The sequence below is a fragment of the Solibacillus sp. iso_87 genome (assembly GCF_056173085.1).
In genome coordinates, this window is sequence record NZ_CM149656.1 from 125,001 (window position 1) to 139,692 (window position 14,692).

Sequence of the window (14,692 nt, forward strand, 5' to 3'; positions counted from 1 at the left end):
CACGAAAGGCGTAACGATCTGGGCACTGTCTCAACGAGAGACTCGGTGAAATTATAGTACCTGTGAAGATGCAGGTTACCCGCGACAGGACGGAAAGACCCCGTGGAGCTTTACTGTAGCCTGATATTGAATTTTGGTACAACTTGTACAGGATAGGTAGGAGCCAGAGATCTCGGAGCGCCAGCTTCGAAGGAGGCGTCGGTGGGATACTACCCTGGTTGTATTGAACTTCTAACCCATGCCCCTTAGCGGGGTAGGAGACAGTGTCAGGCGGACAGTTTGACTGGGGCGGTCGCCTCCTAAAAGGTAACGGAGGCGCCCAAAGGTTCCCTCAGAATGGTTGGAAATCATTCGTAGAGTGTAAAGGCATAAGGGAGCTTGACTGCGAGACCTACAAGTCGAGCAGGGTCGAAAGACGGGCTTAGTGATCCGGTGGTTCCGCATGGAAGGGCCATCGCTCAACGGATAAAAGCTACCCCGGGGATAACAGGCTTATCTCCCCCAAGAGTCCACATCGACGGGGAGGTTTGGCACCTCGATGTCGGCTCATCGCATCCTGGGGCTGTAGTCGGTCCCAAGGGTTGGGCTGTTCGCCCATTAAAGCGGTACGCGAGCTGGGTTCAGAACGTCGTGAGACAGTTCGGTCCCTATCCGTCGTGGGCGTAGGAAATTTGAGAGGAGCTGTCCTTAGTACGAGAGGACCGGGATGGACATACCGCTGGTGTACCAGTTGTCTTGCCAAAGGCATCGCTGGGTAGCTATGTATGGACGGGATAAGTGCTGAAAGCATCTAAGCATGAAGCCCCCCTCAAGATGAGATTTCCCATTACGCAAGTAAGTAAGACCCCTGAAAGACGATCAGGTAGATAGGTTCGAGGTGGAAGTGCGGTGACGCATGCAGCTGACGAATACTAATCGGTCGAGGACTTAACCACATTTTATTGCGCAATTCAATGAAACGTTTATCCAGTTTTGAAAGAATGAAATTCTTTCATAGTGAAGTGATGATGGCAAAGAGGTCACACCCGTTCCCATACCGAACACGGAAGTTAAGCTCTTTAGCGCCGATGGTAGTTGGGGGCTTCCCCCTGTGAGAGTAGGACGTCGCTTCGCACATGTAAAACCCACTGAGAAATCAGTGGGTTTTTTTGTTTTGTTATTTCTTTTTTTAGCCCTGTCACTCTATCACATTTTAAAACTCCAGAACTGCCCGTAAGTTATTGATATAGGATTGACTTACAGGTAATTCTACGCCATCCTTCAGCTGAACAATAAAGTTAGAAGTCAGATCCCGCGAGATTTTCTTTATATAGCAAATATTTATAATATAGGAACGATGAATACGAAGAAAGTTATTGGGTAGTCGAGTCTGCAACTCTTTAAGTGTAATGGCTGTTTTGTATTGCTCACCTTTGGAGTAAAACCATGTACGCTTTTGCAGACTTTCAATATGCGAAATTTCATCAATCGAAATGGGTATCCAATCTTCTATTTGTTTCCCTGTTAAAAACTGATACATATCTGAACTCTTTACTTTAAATAGTGGGGGCAGGACGACAACTAAAGCTCCTTGTTCACCGTTTACCAAAATCGGATACCCAATCGCATAATAAGGTGTTTCAAAAAGTGTATTCTCCATAACTGCATCTACTTTTTTTCCTGTTTGAAGTACTTTATAAGCGATACTGTCTTTCGGAACTGCGGAACCTACTTTCAATGAAAAATGGTGATGACCTGTACTGAAATAAATAAAGCTATTGTTTACTGCTATTGCAATCGATGCATCTTGAGGAATCCAATCTTCTAAAATAACTTTATACTGATTTAAAATGCTCTTTTCGATTTCAATATTTTGTAATGACAATACAAATCCACTCCTTCTGTATTATTGCCTAAATGATAATTCATCCGCCAAATATACCCATTCATCCTAAATTAAAGTTAATTTGTCAGAAAATAATGAAAAATTAAACATTCTGTTATACATTATATTACATCAAGATGTTCTGTTATGGAACAGTTAATTACAAATTTTTCTAACAGAATATCCATACACAATGGGGAAGGTGGAAATTTATTATGTCAACTCGTCAAGAAAGAATCGAAGCTTTACAAAAGGATTGGGCAGAAAACTCACGTTGGAAAGGAATTGAGCGTGGCTATACAGCAGAAGAGGTTGTAAAGTTACAAGGTTCATTCATCCAGGAGCAAACATTAGCAAAACGAGGATCTGCTCGTTTATGGAAGTCATTACATGAAGCACCTTTCATTAATGCTTTAGGTGCTTTAACGGGGAATCAGGCAGTACAGCAAGTAAAGGCAGGTTTACAGGCAATCTACTTATCAGGGTGGCAAGTAGCGGCTGATGCAAACCTTTCTGGTCAAATGTATCCGGACCAGTCTTTGTATCCGGCAAACTCTGTACCAGCAGTAGTAAAACGTATTAACCAGGCGCTTCAGCGTGCTGACCAAATCGACCATGCGGAAGGCCGCGATGATGGTTTTGACTGGTTTGCACCGATTGTAGCTGATGCGGAAGCAGGCTTCGGTGGTCCATTAAACGTATTCGAATTAGTTAAAGGGATGATTGAAGCGGGTGCTGCTGGTGTGCATTTAGAAGATCAATTAGCTTCTGAGAAAAAATGCGGACACTTAGGCGGGAAAGTATTATTACCAACACAAAACGCTGTACGTAATTTAATTGCTGCACGTTTAGCAGCTGATGTGGCAGGCGTTGATACAATTTTAATCGCACGTACAGATGCAGATGCTGCTGACATGGTAACATCGGATATCGACCCACGAGATGCAGAGTTCTTAACGGGTGAACGTACTCCAGAAGGATTCTACCGTACTAAACCAGGTATTAAGCAAGCAATTGCACGCGGGTTAGCTTATGCACCATATGCAGATTTAATCTGGTGTGAGACTTCTCACCCGTCATTAGAAGAAGCTCGTGAGTTTGCTACTGCAATCCATGCTGAGTACCCAGGAAAAATGTTAGCGTATAACTGCTCGCCTTCATTCAACTGGAAAGCTAAGTTATCAGATGAAGAGATTGCAGAGTACCAACGTGAGTTAGGTAAACTTGGATACAAATTCCAATTCATTACACTTGCTGGTTTCCACAGCTTAAACTACTCAATGTTCGAGCTTGCGCATGACTACAAAGACAATGGTATGGCTGCTTACTCTAAACTACAACAAGCAGAGTTTGCTGCTGAAAGTAAAGGTTACACTGCTACTCGTCACCAACGTGAAGTAGGAACTGGTTACTTTGATGAAGTATCGCAAACAATTTCAGGTGGTACATCTTCGACAACTGCTATGTCCGGCTCTACTGAAACAGAGCAATTTGTATAAGATTGAGGTTTAGTAGGCAGTGTTATGATTATAATCATAAACGGGGAACTGCTTATTCGGATTAACGTATTCCTTTTCTTCTATCTTACCGATTCAAGTGACATTGGGGAATGTGCACTAAGTAAATAAGCGTTATGCCGAAGCGACTATTGAAAGAAAAGTAAGATGTGGAAGAGGAATAATTTCTTGAACTTGAACAGCTTGACTACTATGAAAACTGCTAAATCGAATTGGAACGCGGTTTAGTATGGGATGCCTCCCAACATATAAGGAAAACTAAGGGGTTTTTATAAAGATGAATGTCTTTTTAGCTTGGATGGGGCTAAAAAGGCATTTTCTGTTTTGTAGAAATAAAGGAGTTCTAGTAAAGAGTAGAGAATGTTATATAGATAGAATATTTTTACTATTAAGAAAAGGGTGTAAAATCAATGAAAAATAAAGAATTATTATTAGTACCTGGGCCGACACCGGTAATGGATGAGATTTATGATGCTTTGGCAAGTGAAACGAGAGGCCATACCGATCCTAGGTTTGTAGAAACATTTAAAAATGCGCTTGCCAATACGAAAAAGCTGTTTAATACAGATGGGGAAGTATATGTTGTAGCGGGTTCAGGTACATTGGCAATGGAAATGGCAATAGTAAATACTATTGCAAAAGGTGAACGCCTGCTTGTTATTAGCCATGGCTATTTCGGTGATCGATTTACACCACTTGCAAAAGCATTTGGAATTGAAGTTGATGTACTGCAGTCAACATGGGGTGAGCGTGTAGACGCAACGCTTGTTGAGGAAGCAGTGAAGGCTAACAATTATAAGGCGGTAACAATTACACATGCCGATACATCTACTGGAGTCGTGTCGGATTTAGAAACACTTGTACCGATTATTAAAGCATCTGGTGCACTTGTCATAGTCGATGGTGTTGTCGCAACAGCGGCATTGCATGAGGACATGAGTAAAGCTTACGGTGAAGAAGACTATAAAATTGATATTGTTTTAACAGGATCCCAAAAGGCGATCGGTATTCCTCCTGGGCTGGCGATTGTCGCTTTCGGTCAGCAGGCATTGGCTGCCCGTGAACAAATCGTGACAGTGCCGGCCTATTATGCGGATATACATAATTGGCGCAATATTATGGATAACCCAGCAATGTATTTTGCGACGCCTCCGGTTAACTTAATTTACGCATATGATGTTGCATTGAATATTGTATTAGAAGAAGGTATGGAGAAACGTGAAGCGCGTCATATCGCATTTGGTAAAGCGATCCGTGCGGCACTGCGTTCTTACGGGATGACACCATTGGCTAATGAAGAAGTAGCTGCGCCGACATTAAGCTGTATTTTATATCCTGAAGGTATTGAAGATGGCAAGTTCCGAGCAAGTCTAGCGAATCGCGGCATTATCGTAGCGGGTTCTTTAGCCCACTTAGCAGGAAAAGCGTTCCGCATTGGACATATGGGGAATACGACAGCGGAAATGCTGGAGCAGGCGATTGTTGTGATTGGTGAAGCATTGCAAGAGCAACAGCTGCAAGTCGATATTGAAAAAGCAAAAGGCATATTTACTAAAGAGATAGAAGCTGCAACGGTACAAAGCTAAAAGCTGCCAGAAAAGCTATATAGAGATTTGGTGCAATTATAGGAAAGGGGACGGTGCGATTTTTGAAGCGTTCCCTTTTTTATTTAATTATTAAAAAATTATAGTGTGAGATAACCAGGGGGTGGCATATGAAGCAAATTATCGATCAATCTCAAAAACGAGGTAAAGCGGATTTCATTATTCAACATGCGCAAATTGCCGATGTCTTTAATTTACGTTGGCGACAAGGCGATGTTGTAGTGGCAAACGGCAAAATTATTGCGGTTTCAGAGCCAGGTGAATTTGAAGCGGAGCAAGTAATAGATGCAAGCGGAAAATATATTGTACCGGGGTTTATTGATGCACATATTCATATTGAATCATCCATGCTTGTACCAAAACAGTTTAATCGAATCGTGCTTCCACATGGTGTAACGGCTGTCGTTACAGACCCGCATGAAATTGCGAATGTCTCAGGAAAAGCAGGATTGAAGTTTATGCTGCAGGATATTGAAGATGTCGAAATGGATATTTACTTTATGCTACCTTCCAGTGTACCGGGGACCTCTTTTGAAAATGCAGGAGCTGTGCTGACGGCAAAAGATTTAAAAGAATTTATCGGTCATAAGAATGTATTAGGTTTAGCAGAGGTAATGGATTTTCCTGCTGTACTGAACGGGGAAAAGGAAATGCTCGCAAAACTAAAGCTTGCTCAAGAAAATGGGATGGTCATTGATGGTCATTGTGCTGGCTTAACAAGTTGTCAAATACGTGGTTACCGGGCAGCAGGAATTACAACAGATCATGAATGCGTAACAGCCGAAGAGGCATTGGACCGAGTGGAGCAGGGGATGTATGTGTTGATCCGGGAAGGTTCAGCAGCCAAGAACTTAAAAGCTATTTTACCTGCTGTAACAATGGCGAATGCGCGGCGTTTTGCTTTTTGTACGGATGATAAGCATTTGGATGAACTGATGGAGCAGGGAAGCATTAACTACGCAGTGGCACTTGCGATTGCGGAAGGAATGGATCCTTTACTGGCGATTCAGCTTGCATCATTAAATGCCGCTGAATGTTATCGTCTGAAAAATAAAGGCGCGGTTGCTACAGGCTATGATGCAGATTTTATAGTAGTTGAGGATTTGCAGACGATGAAAGCACTGGCTGTATGGAAAAATGGCAGAAAAGTTGCGGAAAATGGAGAAATGCTATCACCAATCCGGGAAAAATCTACTGTGGAAACAACCATTTTACAGTCGATGCATTTACCAGAGCTGACAGTTGAAGATTTACGCTTGCCGTTTACAGGTAATCGGGCAAATGTAATAAAAATTGTGCCAAACCAACTCATTACAAAGCGGGTTGAGGTGGAAGTCGACGTAGCAAATGGACATTTTGTACCGTCGATCGAAAAGGATTTATTGAAGCTGGCAGTTGTAGAGCGGCATCACCACGTTGGGACAAAGGCAGTCGCAATCGTACAAGGTATTGGCATTCAAAGCGGTGCTGTAGCGACAACGATTTCCCATGATTCACATAATGCGATTGCCGTAGGAACAAATGATGAAGATATGTTAATTGCACTTAAGGCACTTCAAGAAATTCAAGGTGGGCTTGTCGTAGTAAATGAAGGAGAAGTGATTGCTTCGCTCATCCTGCCAATCGCAGGTCTTATGACAGATGCTCCTGCTGAACAGGCTAAGAAAGAGCTGCAGAAATTACATGAAAGTCTGCATACCATTCATCCTACACTTGACTATCATCTATTTCTGACTTTATCATTTCTCGCTTTGCCGGTTATTCCTGATATTAAGCTTACAGATACAGGATTGTTTGATGTAACAAAATTTCAGCATATTCCCGTTGAGGTTATAAATGCTGATGAATAGCTTTCTATTCTAGATTTTTTCATTAAATATTCTATGAAGGAGCATGCAAAATGGAACAAGTCATTGTTATGATTCCAGCGCTAAACCCTTTACCGGCTCTACTGCAATTTGTCAGGAAGCTGAATGCATTGCCGATTGCCAATGTTATTGTCATTAATGATGGCAGTGAAGAAAAATATAACGGTCTATTTGAACAACTACAGCAAGAAGGTTGCGAAGTATTAACACATGACAAAAACCTGGGGAAAGGCCGGGCACTTAAAACAGGGATGGAGTATATACTGAAATCCCGATTGCCGGCAAAGGGAATTATTACAGTAGGAGCGCATGGTCAGCATTCTGTATTGGATGTGGAACAGGTGTTATCGAGTACGAAAATCTTTTCTGACGGGATTATATTAGGTATTCGCGATTTCAAAGATTCAGACTACCCGTTAATTAGTAAACTGCAAAACCGTGCCTACTCGATGATGTTTGAACTGTTTATCCGTAAACGTTTGCTCGACATCCAAACAGGATTACGTTACATTCCAAGAGGACATCTGCCATGGCTTTTTAAAGTGAAGGGAGAGTCTTATCACTATGACACGAACATGCTGATTGAGGCGATTAGACGAAAAGTTCCTGTCTACGAGGTGCCGATCGGTCATGCAAAGCTCCGGAAAAATTCAATTATTTACTATGATGAAGTATTGAACCCGACAAAAATATTCCAGCAACTTTGGTCAAATTTCCTACATAAAAGGCAAAATACGAAATGAATCTTTTCTTAATGCGAAAACGTATAGGATTACGAGTCGCATATTTGAGGAATAATAATGTAATAGCAAGGAAAGGAGCATTCGTATGAGCGAACAATATAACTTCGAAAAAATGATTGAAGGCCAAGACCAACATTATTCAGATAAAAAGTTTCTGCATAAAATGAAAAAAACAGGTGGAGGGTTAGGCTATAAAGCGATGCAGGCAGCAGCCACACTTTACGTTGCCCTGCGTAGTCCGGACATGCCTAAATCGAGTAAACTCATTGTTTTAGGAGCGCTGGGGTACTTCATTTTACCATTGGATTTAGTTGTTGATTTCCTTCCTTTATTCGGTTTAACCGATGATGCTTTTGTCATCTTAACTGCACTGGGAAAAGTGTATTTATCGATTACAGATGAGATGAAGGATGAGGCAAAAGGGTTAATCGATTCTAAGCTTGGAAGTCAGGAAGACGTAGTACAGTAAAAGATAAAATCCCCTTTAAGCAAATGCTGCAAAAAGGGGATTTTTCTATGCCTACTTAACAGGGTGGGCACCGTTCAATTCACGTAATCCACGATTGAAAATAGCTTCAATCGGCTTCTCCTCACATAACTTCAATGTTATGTGAGGGTGTGTTGTTTGGAGCTGTGTAGTTATTAACTCAACCAGCGCAGGATTATTTTTTAAAATCCCGCCATTTAAATACAGTGTATGGACTTTATTTGCATAACCTGCATTTTTTAATGTTGTTGCTGCCAATAAAACAAGTTCATCCGCTGCTTTTTGCATAATTTTCTGTGCAACGGCATCACCCATTTCGACCGCCTGTTGCAAATAAGAACTGAAGCTGGCCAATCGGGCATTTGTATAATCCGCTGAATAAATGAGATTGAACAATTCATCTGTGCTATTAACATGATGGCCTGCTAAAACAAGTTCTGTTAATATGGTCGACTTGTTGCGTCCGTCAGCAGCGCGGAAAATCGATTTCGCAATATGTTTTCCAATCCAGTAACCGCTTCCTTCATCACCAATCCGGTGTCCCCAGCCGCCACCACGGCTAATCTTGTCATTCATAAGACTATAGCAAATAGCCCCTGTACCCGAAATAAGCAGGCTTATATTGTTCTTCCCAAGTCCCTTTAACGTTGCTTCAACATCATTTTCTATGAAAATTTGACCGAATGTAAAAGGGGAACGGGCGATACTTTCTTCAATAATTTCCTCGATTATCTTTTTGTCCTGATCGGTATCAATGCCGGAAAGCGCAAAGATTGCTACATCAATAAACAGACTCGGTAAATGGGCTGCTGCACTCCTGAGCAGGCCGGTAAATACATGTTGGACATGTTCAATTCCAACAGCCTGGTAATTCGAACCTGTGGAAGTAGCGGTAAATAGTTCACGCCCATCTGTAGAACGAATGCTCATTACTGTTTTTGATGCACCACCATCAACGGCAAATACATAACGATTACTCATGTTCCGTCCACTCCTTTAAAAATTGTTCCAATCGATTTTCGGCTTTTAAAATTGCCTCTGTCTTTTCTCTCAGCCAACTTTCAAGGTGTACCGTATCATCTTCTGCCTGTTTTAGCGACTTTCGCATTGTTGCAGGCGCAGGCCCTCCCTTTAATGTACGTATATTAACGAAGTACTCCGGCTGAATCGCCTGGTAAAAGGCAATCTCATTAATTTGAAGCGGCTTTCCTGTAACTTCCATGCATTTCTCGTTTGCCAAGTTCCATGTCAGGCTTGCGAGTGATTCTTTATTATTTGCCATCAGTTCCCGCACACATAGGCTGACAATTTTATGTGACTGGCGGAATGAAATACCCTCGGAGCGTACGAGGGAATCAGCAAGCTCTGTTACGTTGGCAAAGCTGTTTTGCGCACGTTTCAGCAAGTTTTCCTTATTCACATCCATCGTGAGGATCATACCTGCAAAGAGCTTATATATCCCGACTAAACGGTCAATTGCCCTCCATAAATATGGTTGCATATCGTCTTCCGTATCGACAATATCCCCAAATGGTGTATTGTGGACCATCTGTAGTACTGTTGCCGCATCCCCGACAACCGATGAGAGCAGCGAACGTGTATGCTCAATGGAAACAGGGTTCCGTTTTTGAGGCATAATGGAGCTGATCTGTACATAAGGACTGGCAAGCTTAAAAGCATTGAATTCCTGCGTTGCCCAAAGTAAAAAGTCTTGCGATGTGCGCCCTAAATTGAGGGCAGCGAGCTGGACGATGCTAGCCGCTTCCGCGATATAGTCAGCACCGGCAACGGCATCCCAGGCATTTTCGATTAAGTCATCAAATGCAAGTAATTCTTGCATTCGTTCGCGGCTAATCGGGAACCCTGTTGTTGTCAAAGCAGCCGCGCCCATACTGCTGCGGTTAATCGTATTGTATGCGGCCTGCATTCGTTTATAGTCCCTAGTGAGCTGATCAATGACAGCCTTTAAATAATGGGCAAACGTTGTCGGCTGTGCCTGCTGTGTATGTGTATAGCCAATCATGATCGTCTCTACATGCTCTTCGGCAAAGACGAGCAGCGATTGACGTAAATTCAAAAGTTCCTGCATGAGCGTGAGCATCTTTTTACGTAGTGTCATTCGGTAAATGGCGATTCCCATATCGTTTCTGCTGCGTCCAATATGTAAATTTCCGGAAATATCGCCTCCGAGTTCGATTAGCTTGTTTTCAATCCGAAAAAACAAATCTTCAAATTGCGGGTTATAATCACGGGTTTTATAATATTCCAGATCAAGTTTTTGAATAGCTTGACCGATGCGACATGCATTTTCTGGGGTAACCAATTCCTGTTCTTCAAGCATCTTTAAATGGGCAATATGAATTTGAAGCATCGCATCCAAAAAATGCTTGCGTGCCTCATCATAAGCGGGCTGTAAAACCATTTGACGATAACTATTGGAAGGAAATAAAATTCCTTCTTTTTCATTTATTAGATTGCGGTAATTCTGAAAGAACATGTTGAATGGGCCTCCAATCAAATGATAGAAACTACTTCCTAATAATCTCATTCTACAATTATTAGAAAATTTTATCAATTCAAATAAATAATGTAAACTAATAGGAAATATAAAAAACAGCCGCCCTAAAATTAGGACAGCTGCTGTGTTTGATCGATAACACGTACTTTTTTTGAAGCAAAATAGGATGGCAATACCATACCGAACAGTACAAGTACGATACCGAAAACTTGGAGAAGCGTTAAATTTTCATTTAATACAATGACAGATACTGTAATTGCTACAGGCAGCTCCATTGCACTCAAAATTGGTACAAGTGCACCACCGACTTTTGGCGCGGCAATCGAAAATAGTAAAATCGGCAAAATAATACCGAAGAGCCCGAGAGCCAGACCGAACTTCCAAAGACCACCTGTCAATTGGCCGTTCCATACAATTTCAGGCGATAAAAAGATACAAACGATGATCAGTGATACAACAGATAAAATAAATGTACGTCCAATCGTCGTCACTCCTTCAACAGGCTGAGCGTTAAATTGCATAAAAGCAGCAAAAGTAAAGGCGGCCAATAACCCTAGTGCCCATCCTTGCCAAGCGATTTGAGATAAATCTACATCAATTACACCGGCAGCAAAAATCGTGCCTACAAATAAAAATACTAACGAGATTAATTCAATACGTGTTGGCAGGCGTCTTCTCAGGAAGCAGTCCATGAACAATCCAATCCATGTGAATTGGAACAGCATAACAACTGCCAATGATGCAGGTAAATAATTTAGGGAGTGTCCGTAAACAATACCCGTAATCGCTGTACATGTCCCGGCTAAAAGTAAAGTGATGGCACCTTTCTTTGAAAGCTTCGGTAATGTGCGTTGTGTTACAACAAAGAGCACGAGTGCGAGTAAAAATCCAACGAAATATTGGCTCGTCACGGCTTCTGACGATGTATAGCCGTGCTGCATAGCAACTTTTACAATTGTTGATAATACTCCGTAACTACTAGCCGCTATTACGATCAATAGCGGGTAAATCCAGTTTTGTTTCATTTAGTGTTTCTTCCTATTCTAAAGCGATTTCACCATATGATGAAATGGCTCATTAATTATTGTCCAGCTTTCGATTGTACGATAGCCTATTTTTTCATACAAGCGCCGTGCATCGTATTTCTCTAGTTCCACATTTAGAGAAATTTTTTCGAAGCCAAGCTCCTTGCCTTTTTGCTCGGCAAATTGCAAAAGGAGCGTACCGATGCCAAGACCGCGCGCTTTTTTTGAGACACAAATGGTATCGATGTAATATTCATCCATATGTGCTTCGACATCCAATGTAGTCTGTATTCCCTTTTGGGCCAGCTGCTGTTCAAGCTGGCGATCGAGCTTGTACCCGAGACGGCCTTCATAAAGCACGACAATCCCAACTATTTCCCCTTGTCGTTCCGCTACAAATGTATTCAAATAGCTGTGTCGATTTGTCGTTTCTGTGACATACTGTTCTAAAGCAGCTAAAATCCGTGAAAATTCCTCTTCACCAGTCAAATTGTTTGCAATGTCTCCGATTGCATCATAAATTAAAGGTGCGACAGCTTTCGCGTCATTTCGATCTGCTTGTCGAATGGTAATGGTCATTACAATCATCTCCTTACCGAACAAAGTATAACAGAAAATAAATTCATTCGCGAAGAAAGCATTAGTTTCAGAATAGTATAAAGTTTTATAAATATATCTTTTCTATGGTAAATTAGTAAGAACATACAACGTCGGAGGTTAGACAATTAATGAGTCAAATAGACAAAGAATTCATCTTAGTTTATGGAGATGCATTCGTTGATTATATTGCAAATGATCAGACCAATACTTCATTTACGAAGTATTTAGGTGGCGCAACAATCAATGTTGCAGCAGGGATTAGTCGTATTGGGGCACCTTCAGCACTTATTACAATTACAGGCGATGATGAAACATCGGAATTTTGCCGTCAGGAGATTACAAAAGAAGGTGTGAATCTTGATTTCTCTGTATTTGATGCGAAGAAGCGTGTAAGTGGTGTATATGTGCATTTAACTGAAAAATGTGAACGAGTATTTAAAGATTATGTCGATGAGACGCCGAATTTACAAGTAACGCCTGAGCAGTTACAGGAAGAAGCATTCAAACGTGCTTCGATTTTAAATGTTTGTTCAGGGACGATGTTTGAAGAAACTGCATTAAAAACAACACGTGCCGCAGTGGATATGGCCAAGGATAAAGGAGCGATCATCGCAATCGATGCGAATATCCGTCCGCTTCGTTGGGAATCCGAGGAAATCTGCCGTAAGACGATTACTTCATTCTTTGAAGATGCAGATATTTTAAAGCTTACTGATGAGGAATTATATTTCCTGACAGAAACAACAACAATTGAAGAAGGTCTTCAAAAATTGGATGAGCTGTTAGTACCGATCGTGCTGGTTACAGTTGGAGCCGATGGAGCTTATGCAGTATTAAACGGTGAAGTAACACATGTTCCGGTTGAACGAGTTATTCCGGTAGATACAACAGGCGCAGGCGATGCGTTTATGGCAGGCGTACTCCGTTATGTTCATTTCAATGGTTTACCTACAGTAAAAGAAGATTTAGTCAGCTGTGTCGCATTCGGCAACAAACTGGGCGCAATGGCCGCAACTAAAGCCGGTGCGTTAACGGCACTGCCAAGCTACGAAGAAATTAAGCATTTAATTAAATAAATTTTATATAGAGCAAGCTGTCTCCGAAGTGTTTTACATTTTGAAGGCGGCTTTTTTTATTGAACGCAATGTGGGTTGCGGTTATTGGAACAAGTGAGGGGTTTATTAAAGATGAGTAAGAATAGCAGGGAACGGGGGATTCACTTAGTGATGATTATAGAAACCCCACCTCTACCTACTTAGCGAAACCAGCAGTTGACAAAATCTCCTTTTTGAAAGAATTAGTCGCTATTAAACAGCCAACTTTCTTTTTATAATAGGTGTAAGAGGTGAGGGGGATGAACAACTTTCAATTTGCGGCCATTTTTACAGAGCGCCGCAAGCAACTGCAAGTGACACAAGAGGAAATTGCACGGCATGTCGGAGTATCAAGGGCAGCTGTTTCAAAGTGGGAGAAAGGGCAAAGTTATCCGGATATTGCATTGTTGCCAAAGCTTGCAACATTTTTCAATATTTCAATTGATGCACTGCTCGGTTATGAGCCGCAATTGACGGATGAACGAATTTTAAAAATGTATGCGGAATTAGCACAGCGCTTTTCAAAGGAACCATTTGCTGAAGTGGATGCAACAATTGATCAACTCATAGAAGAATATTATAGTTGCTTTCCGTTTTTACTGAAGATGGCGCAGCTTTACGTCAATTATTTTAATATTGCACAGGAAAAAGAAGCTGTTGCGGACAAAATCCAGAGTCTTTGTAAACGTGTTAAGGAGTTCAGTGGGAATTACAGGCTGAAAAACGAGGCGAATTTACTTGAGGCATATACGTATATATTAAAAGGGGAACCTCAGCATGTGCTCGAATTATTAGGGGAGGATGCTGTAGTTCAGCTTGGGACTGAGCAGCTTATCGCTACGGCACAAACTATGCTCGGCAATATAGAAAAGGCGAAGGAAATTCATCAAGTCAATATGTATCAGCATTTGCTGTATATGATAACAAATGCGAATGAAGCGCTTAGCTTGGAAATGGGAGATGTCCCGTATTTTGAACAGTCGGTAAACCGGATTGAAACGATAATTGACACTTTTCATTTAGATAAACTGAATATCCATAACACGCTTCTGTTTTATTTAAAGGCAGCGAGCGGCTATGCTGCACAAAATAATATAGAAGAGGCAATTCGTTTTATTGACCGCTATGTAAAAATTTCTATACAAATCGAATTTCCGCTTAAACCCACTGGCGATCAATATTTTTACTTGCTGGATAATTGGATTGCAAAGGAAGTTATGCTGAGTACACAATCACCCCGGGATGAGGAATCGATCAAAAGATCCATTTATGAAAGTATTGCAGATAATCCGATGTTGGCAAGTGTGCAAAACGATATGCGCTATAAAAGTTTACTCGTCAATTTAAAACATCATTTAAAAATTTAAGGGGG

At 41.5% G+C, this 14,692-nt stretch carries 12 protein-coding genes and 2 rRNA genes (1 of these 14 running past the window's edge); 9 read left to right on the top strand and 5 right to left on the bottom strand.

Annotated features, from left to right (window positions below; translation table 11 throughout):
• Together AC0VXV_RS00630 and rrf are read left to right on the top strand one after the other, a co-directional pair.
• Nucleotides 1-935: ribosomal RNA gene (locus tag AC0VXV_RS00630) — 23S ribosomal RNA — on the top strand; it begins 1,994 nt to the left of the window's first position.
• A 62-nt stretch (nucleotides 936-997) separates the two neighbouring features.
• Nucleotides 998-1,113, top strand: a 5S ribosomal RNA gene (gene rrf / locus AC0VXV_RS00635).
• Between the two features lie 79 nt (nucleotides 1,114-1,192).
• Here rrf and AC0VXV_RS00640 read toward each other — a convergent pair.
• A complete protein-coding gene (locus tag AC0VXV_RS00640) occupies nucleotides 1,193-1,864 on the bottom strand; it encodes a LytTR family DNA-binding domain-containing protein (RefSeq protein ID WP_475529904.1) in 672 nt (223 codons plus the stop codon).
• Nucleotides 1,865-2,079: 215 nt separating this feature from the next.
• On the opposite strand from AC0VXV_RS00640, the gene aceA reads away from it, so the two are divergent.
• The 5 genes from aceA to AC0VXV_RS00665 all read left to right on the top strand — a co-directional run bounded on the left by aceA (nucleotide 2,080) and on the right by AC0VXV_RS00665 (nucleotide 8,065).
• Complete coding sequence (gene aceA / locus AC0VXV_RS00645) at nucleotides 2,080-3,363, top strand: isocitrate lyase (protein WP_475529905.1); 1,284 nt, start codon at nucleotides 2,080-2,082, stop codon at nucleotides 3,361-3,363.
• Nucleotides 3,364-3,791: 428 nt separating this feature from the next.
• On the top strand, nucleotides 3,792-4,967 hold the full coding sequence (locus tag AC0VXV_RS00650) for a pyridoxal-phosphate-dependent aminotransferase family protein (protein WP_475529906.1): 1,176 nt from the start codon (nucleotides 3,792-3,794) through the stop codon (nucleotides 4,965-4,967).
• A gap of 128 nt (nucleotides 4,968-5,095) precedes the next feature.
• Nucleotides 5,096-6,835: an adenine deaminase gene (gene ade / locus AC0VXV_RS00655; protein WP_475529907.1), complete on the top strand. Its 1,740-nt coding sequence runs from the start codon at nucleotides 5,096-5,098 to the stop codon at nucleotides 6,833-6,835.
• A gap of 50 nt (nucleotides 6,836-6,885) precedes the next feature.
• On the top strand, nucleotides 6,886-7,596 hold the full coding sequence (locus tag AC0VXV_RS00660; protein WP_475529908.1) for a glycosyltransferase: 711 nt from the start codon (nucleotides 6,886-6,888) through the stop codon (nucleotides 7,594-7,596).
• A gap of 85 nt (nucleotides 7,597-7,681) precedes the next feature.
• Nucleotides 7,682-8,065: a YkvA family protein gene (locus tag AC0VXV_RS00665; protein WP_475529909.1), complete on the top strand. Its 384-nt coding sequence runs from the start codon at nucleotides 7,682-7,684 to the stop codon at nucleotides 8,063-8,065.
• 51 nt (nucleotides 8,066-8,116) lie between these two features.
• Here AC0VXV_RS00665 and AC0VXV_RS00670 read toward each other — a convergent pair whose 3' ends face one another.
• From AC0VXV_RS00670 to AC0VXV_RS00685, 4 genes are all read right to left on the bottom strand, one after another.
• Nucleotides 8,117-9,064, bottom strand: coding sequence for an N-acetylglucosamine kinase (locus AC0VXV_RS00670; protein WP_475529910.1), 948 nt, complete (start codon nucleotides 9,062-9,064; stop codon nucleotides 8,117-8,119).
• Nucleotides 9,057-10,580: an argininosuccinate lyase gene (gene argH, locus AC0VXV_RS00675; RefSeq protein WP_475529911.1), complete on the bottom strand. Its 1,524-nt coding sequence runs from the start codon at nucleotides 10,578-10,580 to the stop codon at nucleotides 9,057-9,059. Before argH ends, AC0VXV_RS00670 begins: the two co-directional genes overlap by 8 nt.
• Before the next feature lie 131 nt (nucleotides 10,581-10,711).
• The gene (locus tag AC0VXV_RS00680) at nucleotides 10,712-11,626 is read right to left on the bottom strand and encodes an EamA family transporter (protein WP_475529912.1); all 915 of its coding nucleotides are present in this window, start codon (nucleotides 11,624-11,626) and stop codon (nucleotides 10,712-10,714) included.
• A gap of 18 nt (nucleotides 11,627-11,644) precedes the next feature.
• Nucleotides 11,645-12,205, bottom strand: coding sequence for an N-acetyltransferase family protein (locus AC0VXV_RS00685; protein ID WP_475529913.1), 561 nt, complete (start codon nucleotides 12,203-12,205; stop codon nucleotides 11,645-11,647).
• Nucleotides 12,206-12,354: 149 nt separating this feature from the next.
• Between AC0VXV_RS00685 and AC0VXV_RS00690 the strand changes: the two genes are divergently transcribed.
• Nucleotides 12,355-13,302 carry a carbohydrate kinase family protein gene (locus AC0VXV_RS00690; RefSeq protein ID WP_475529914.1) on the top strand — a complete coding sequence of 316 codons (948 nt, stop codon included), beginning with the start codon at nucleotides 12,355-12,357 and terminating at the stop codon, nucleotides 13,300-13,302.
• A 278-nt stretch (nucleotides 13,303-13,580) separates the two neighbouring features.
• Nucleotides 13,581-14,687, top strand: a complete 1,107-nt coding sequence (locus AC0VXV_RS00695) for a helix-turn-helix domain-containing protein (RefSeq protein ID WP_475529915.1) — start codon at nucleotides 13,581-13,583, stop codon at nucleotides 14,685-14,687.
• Nucleotides 14,688-14,692 lie beyond the last annotated feature (5 nt).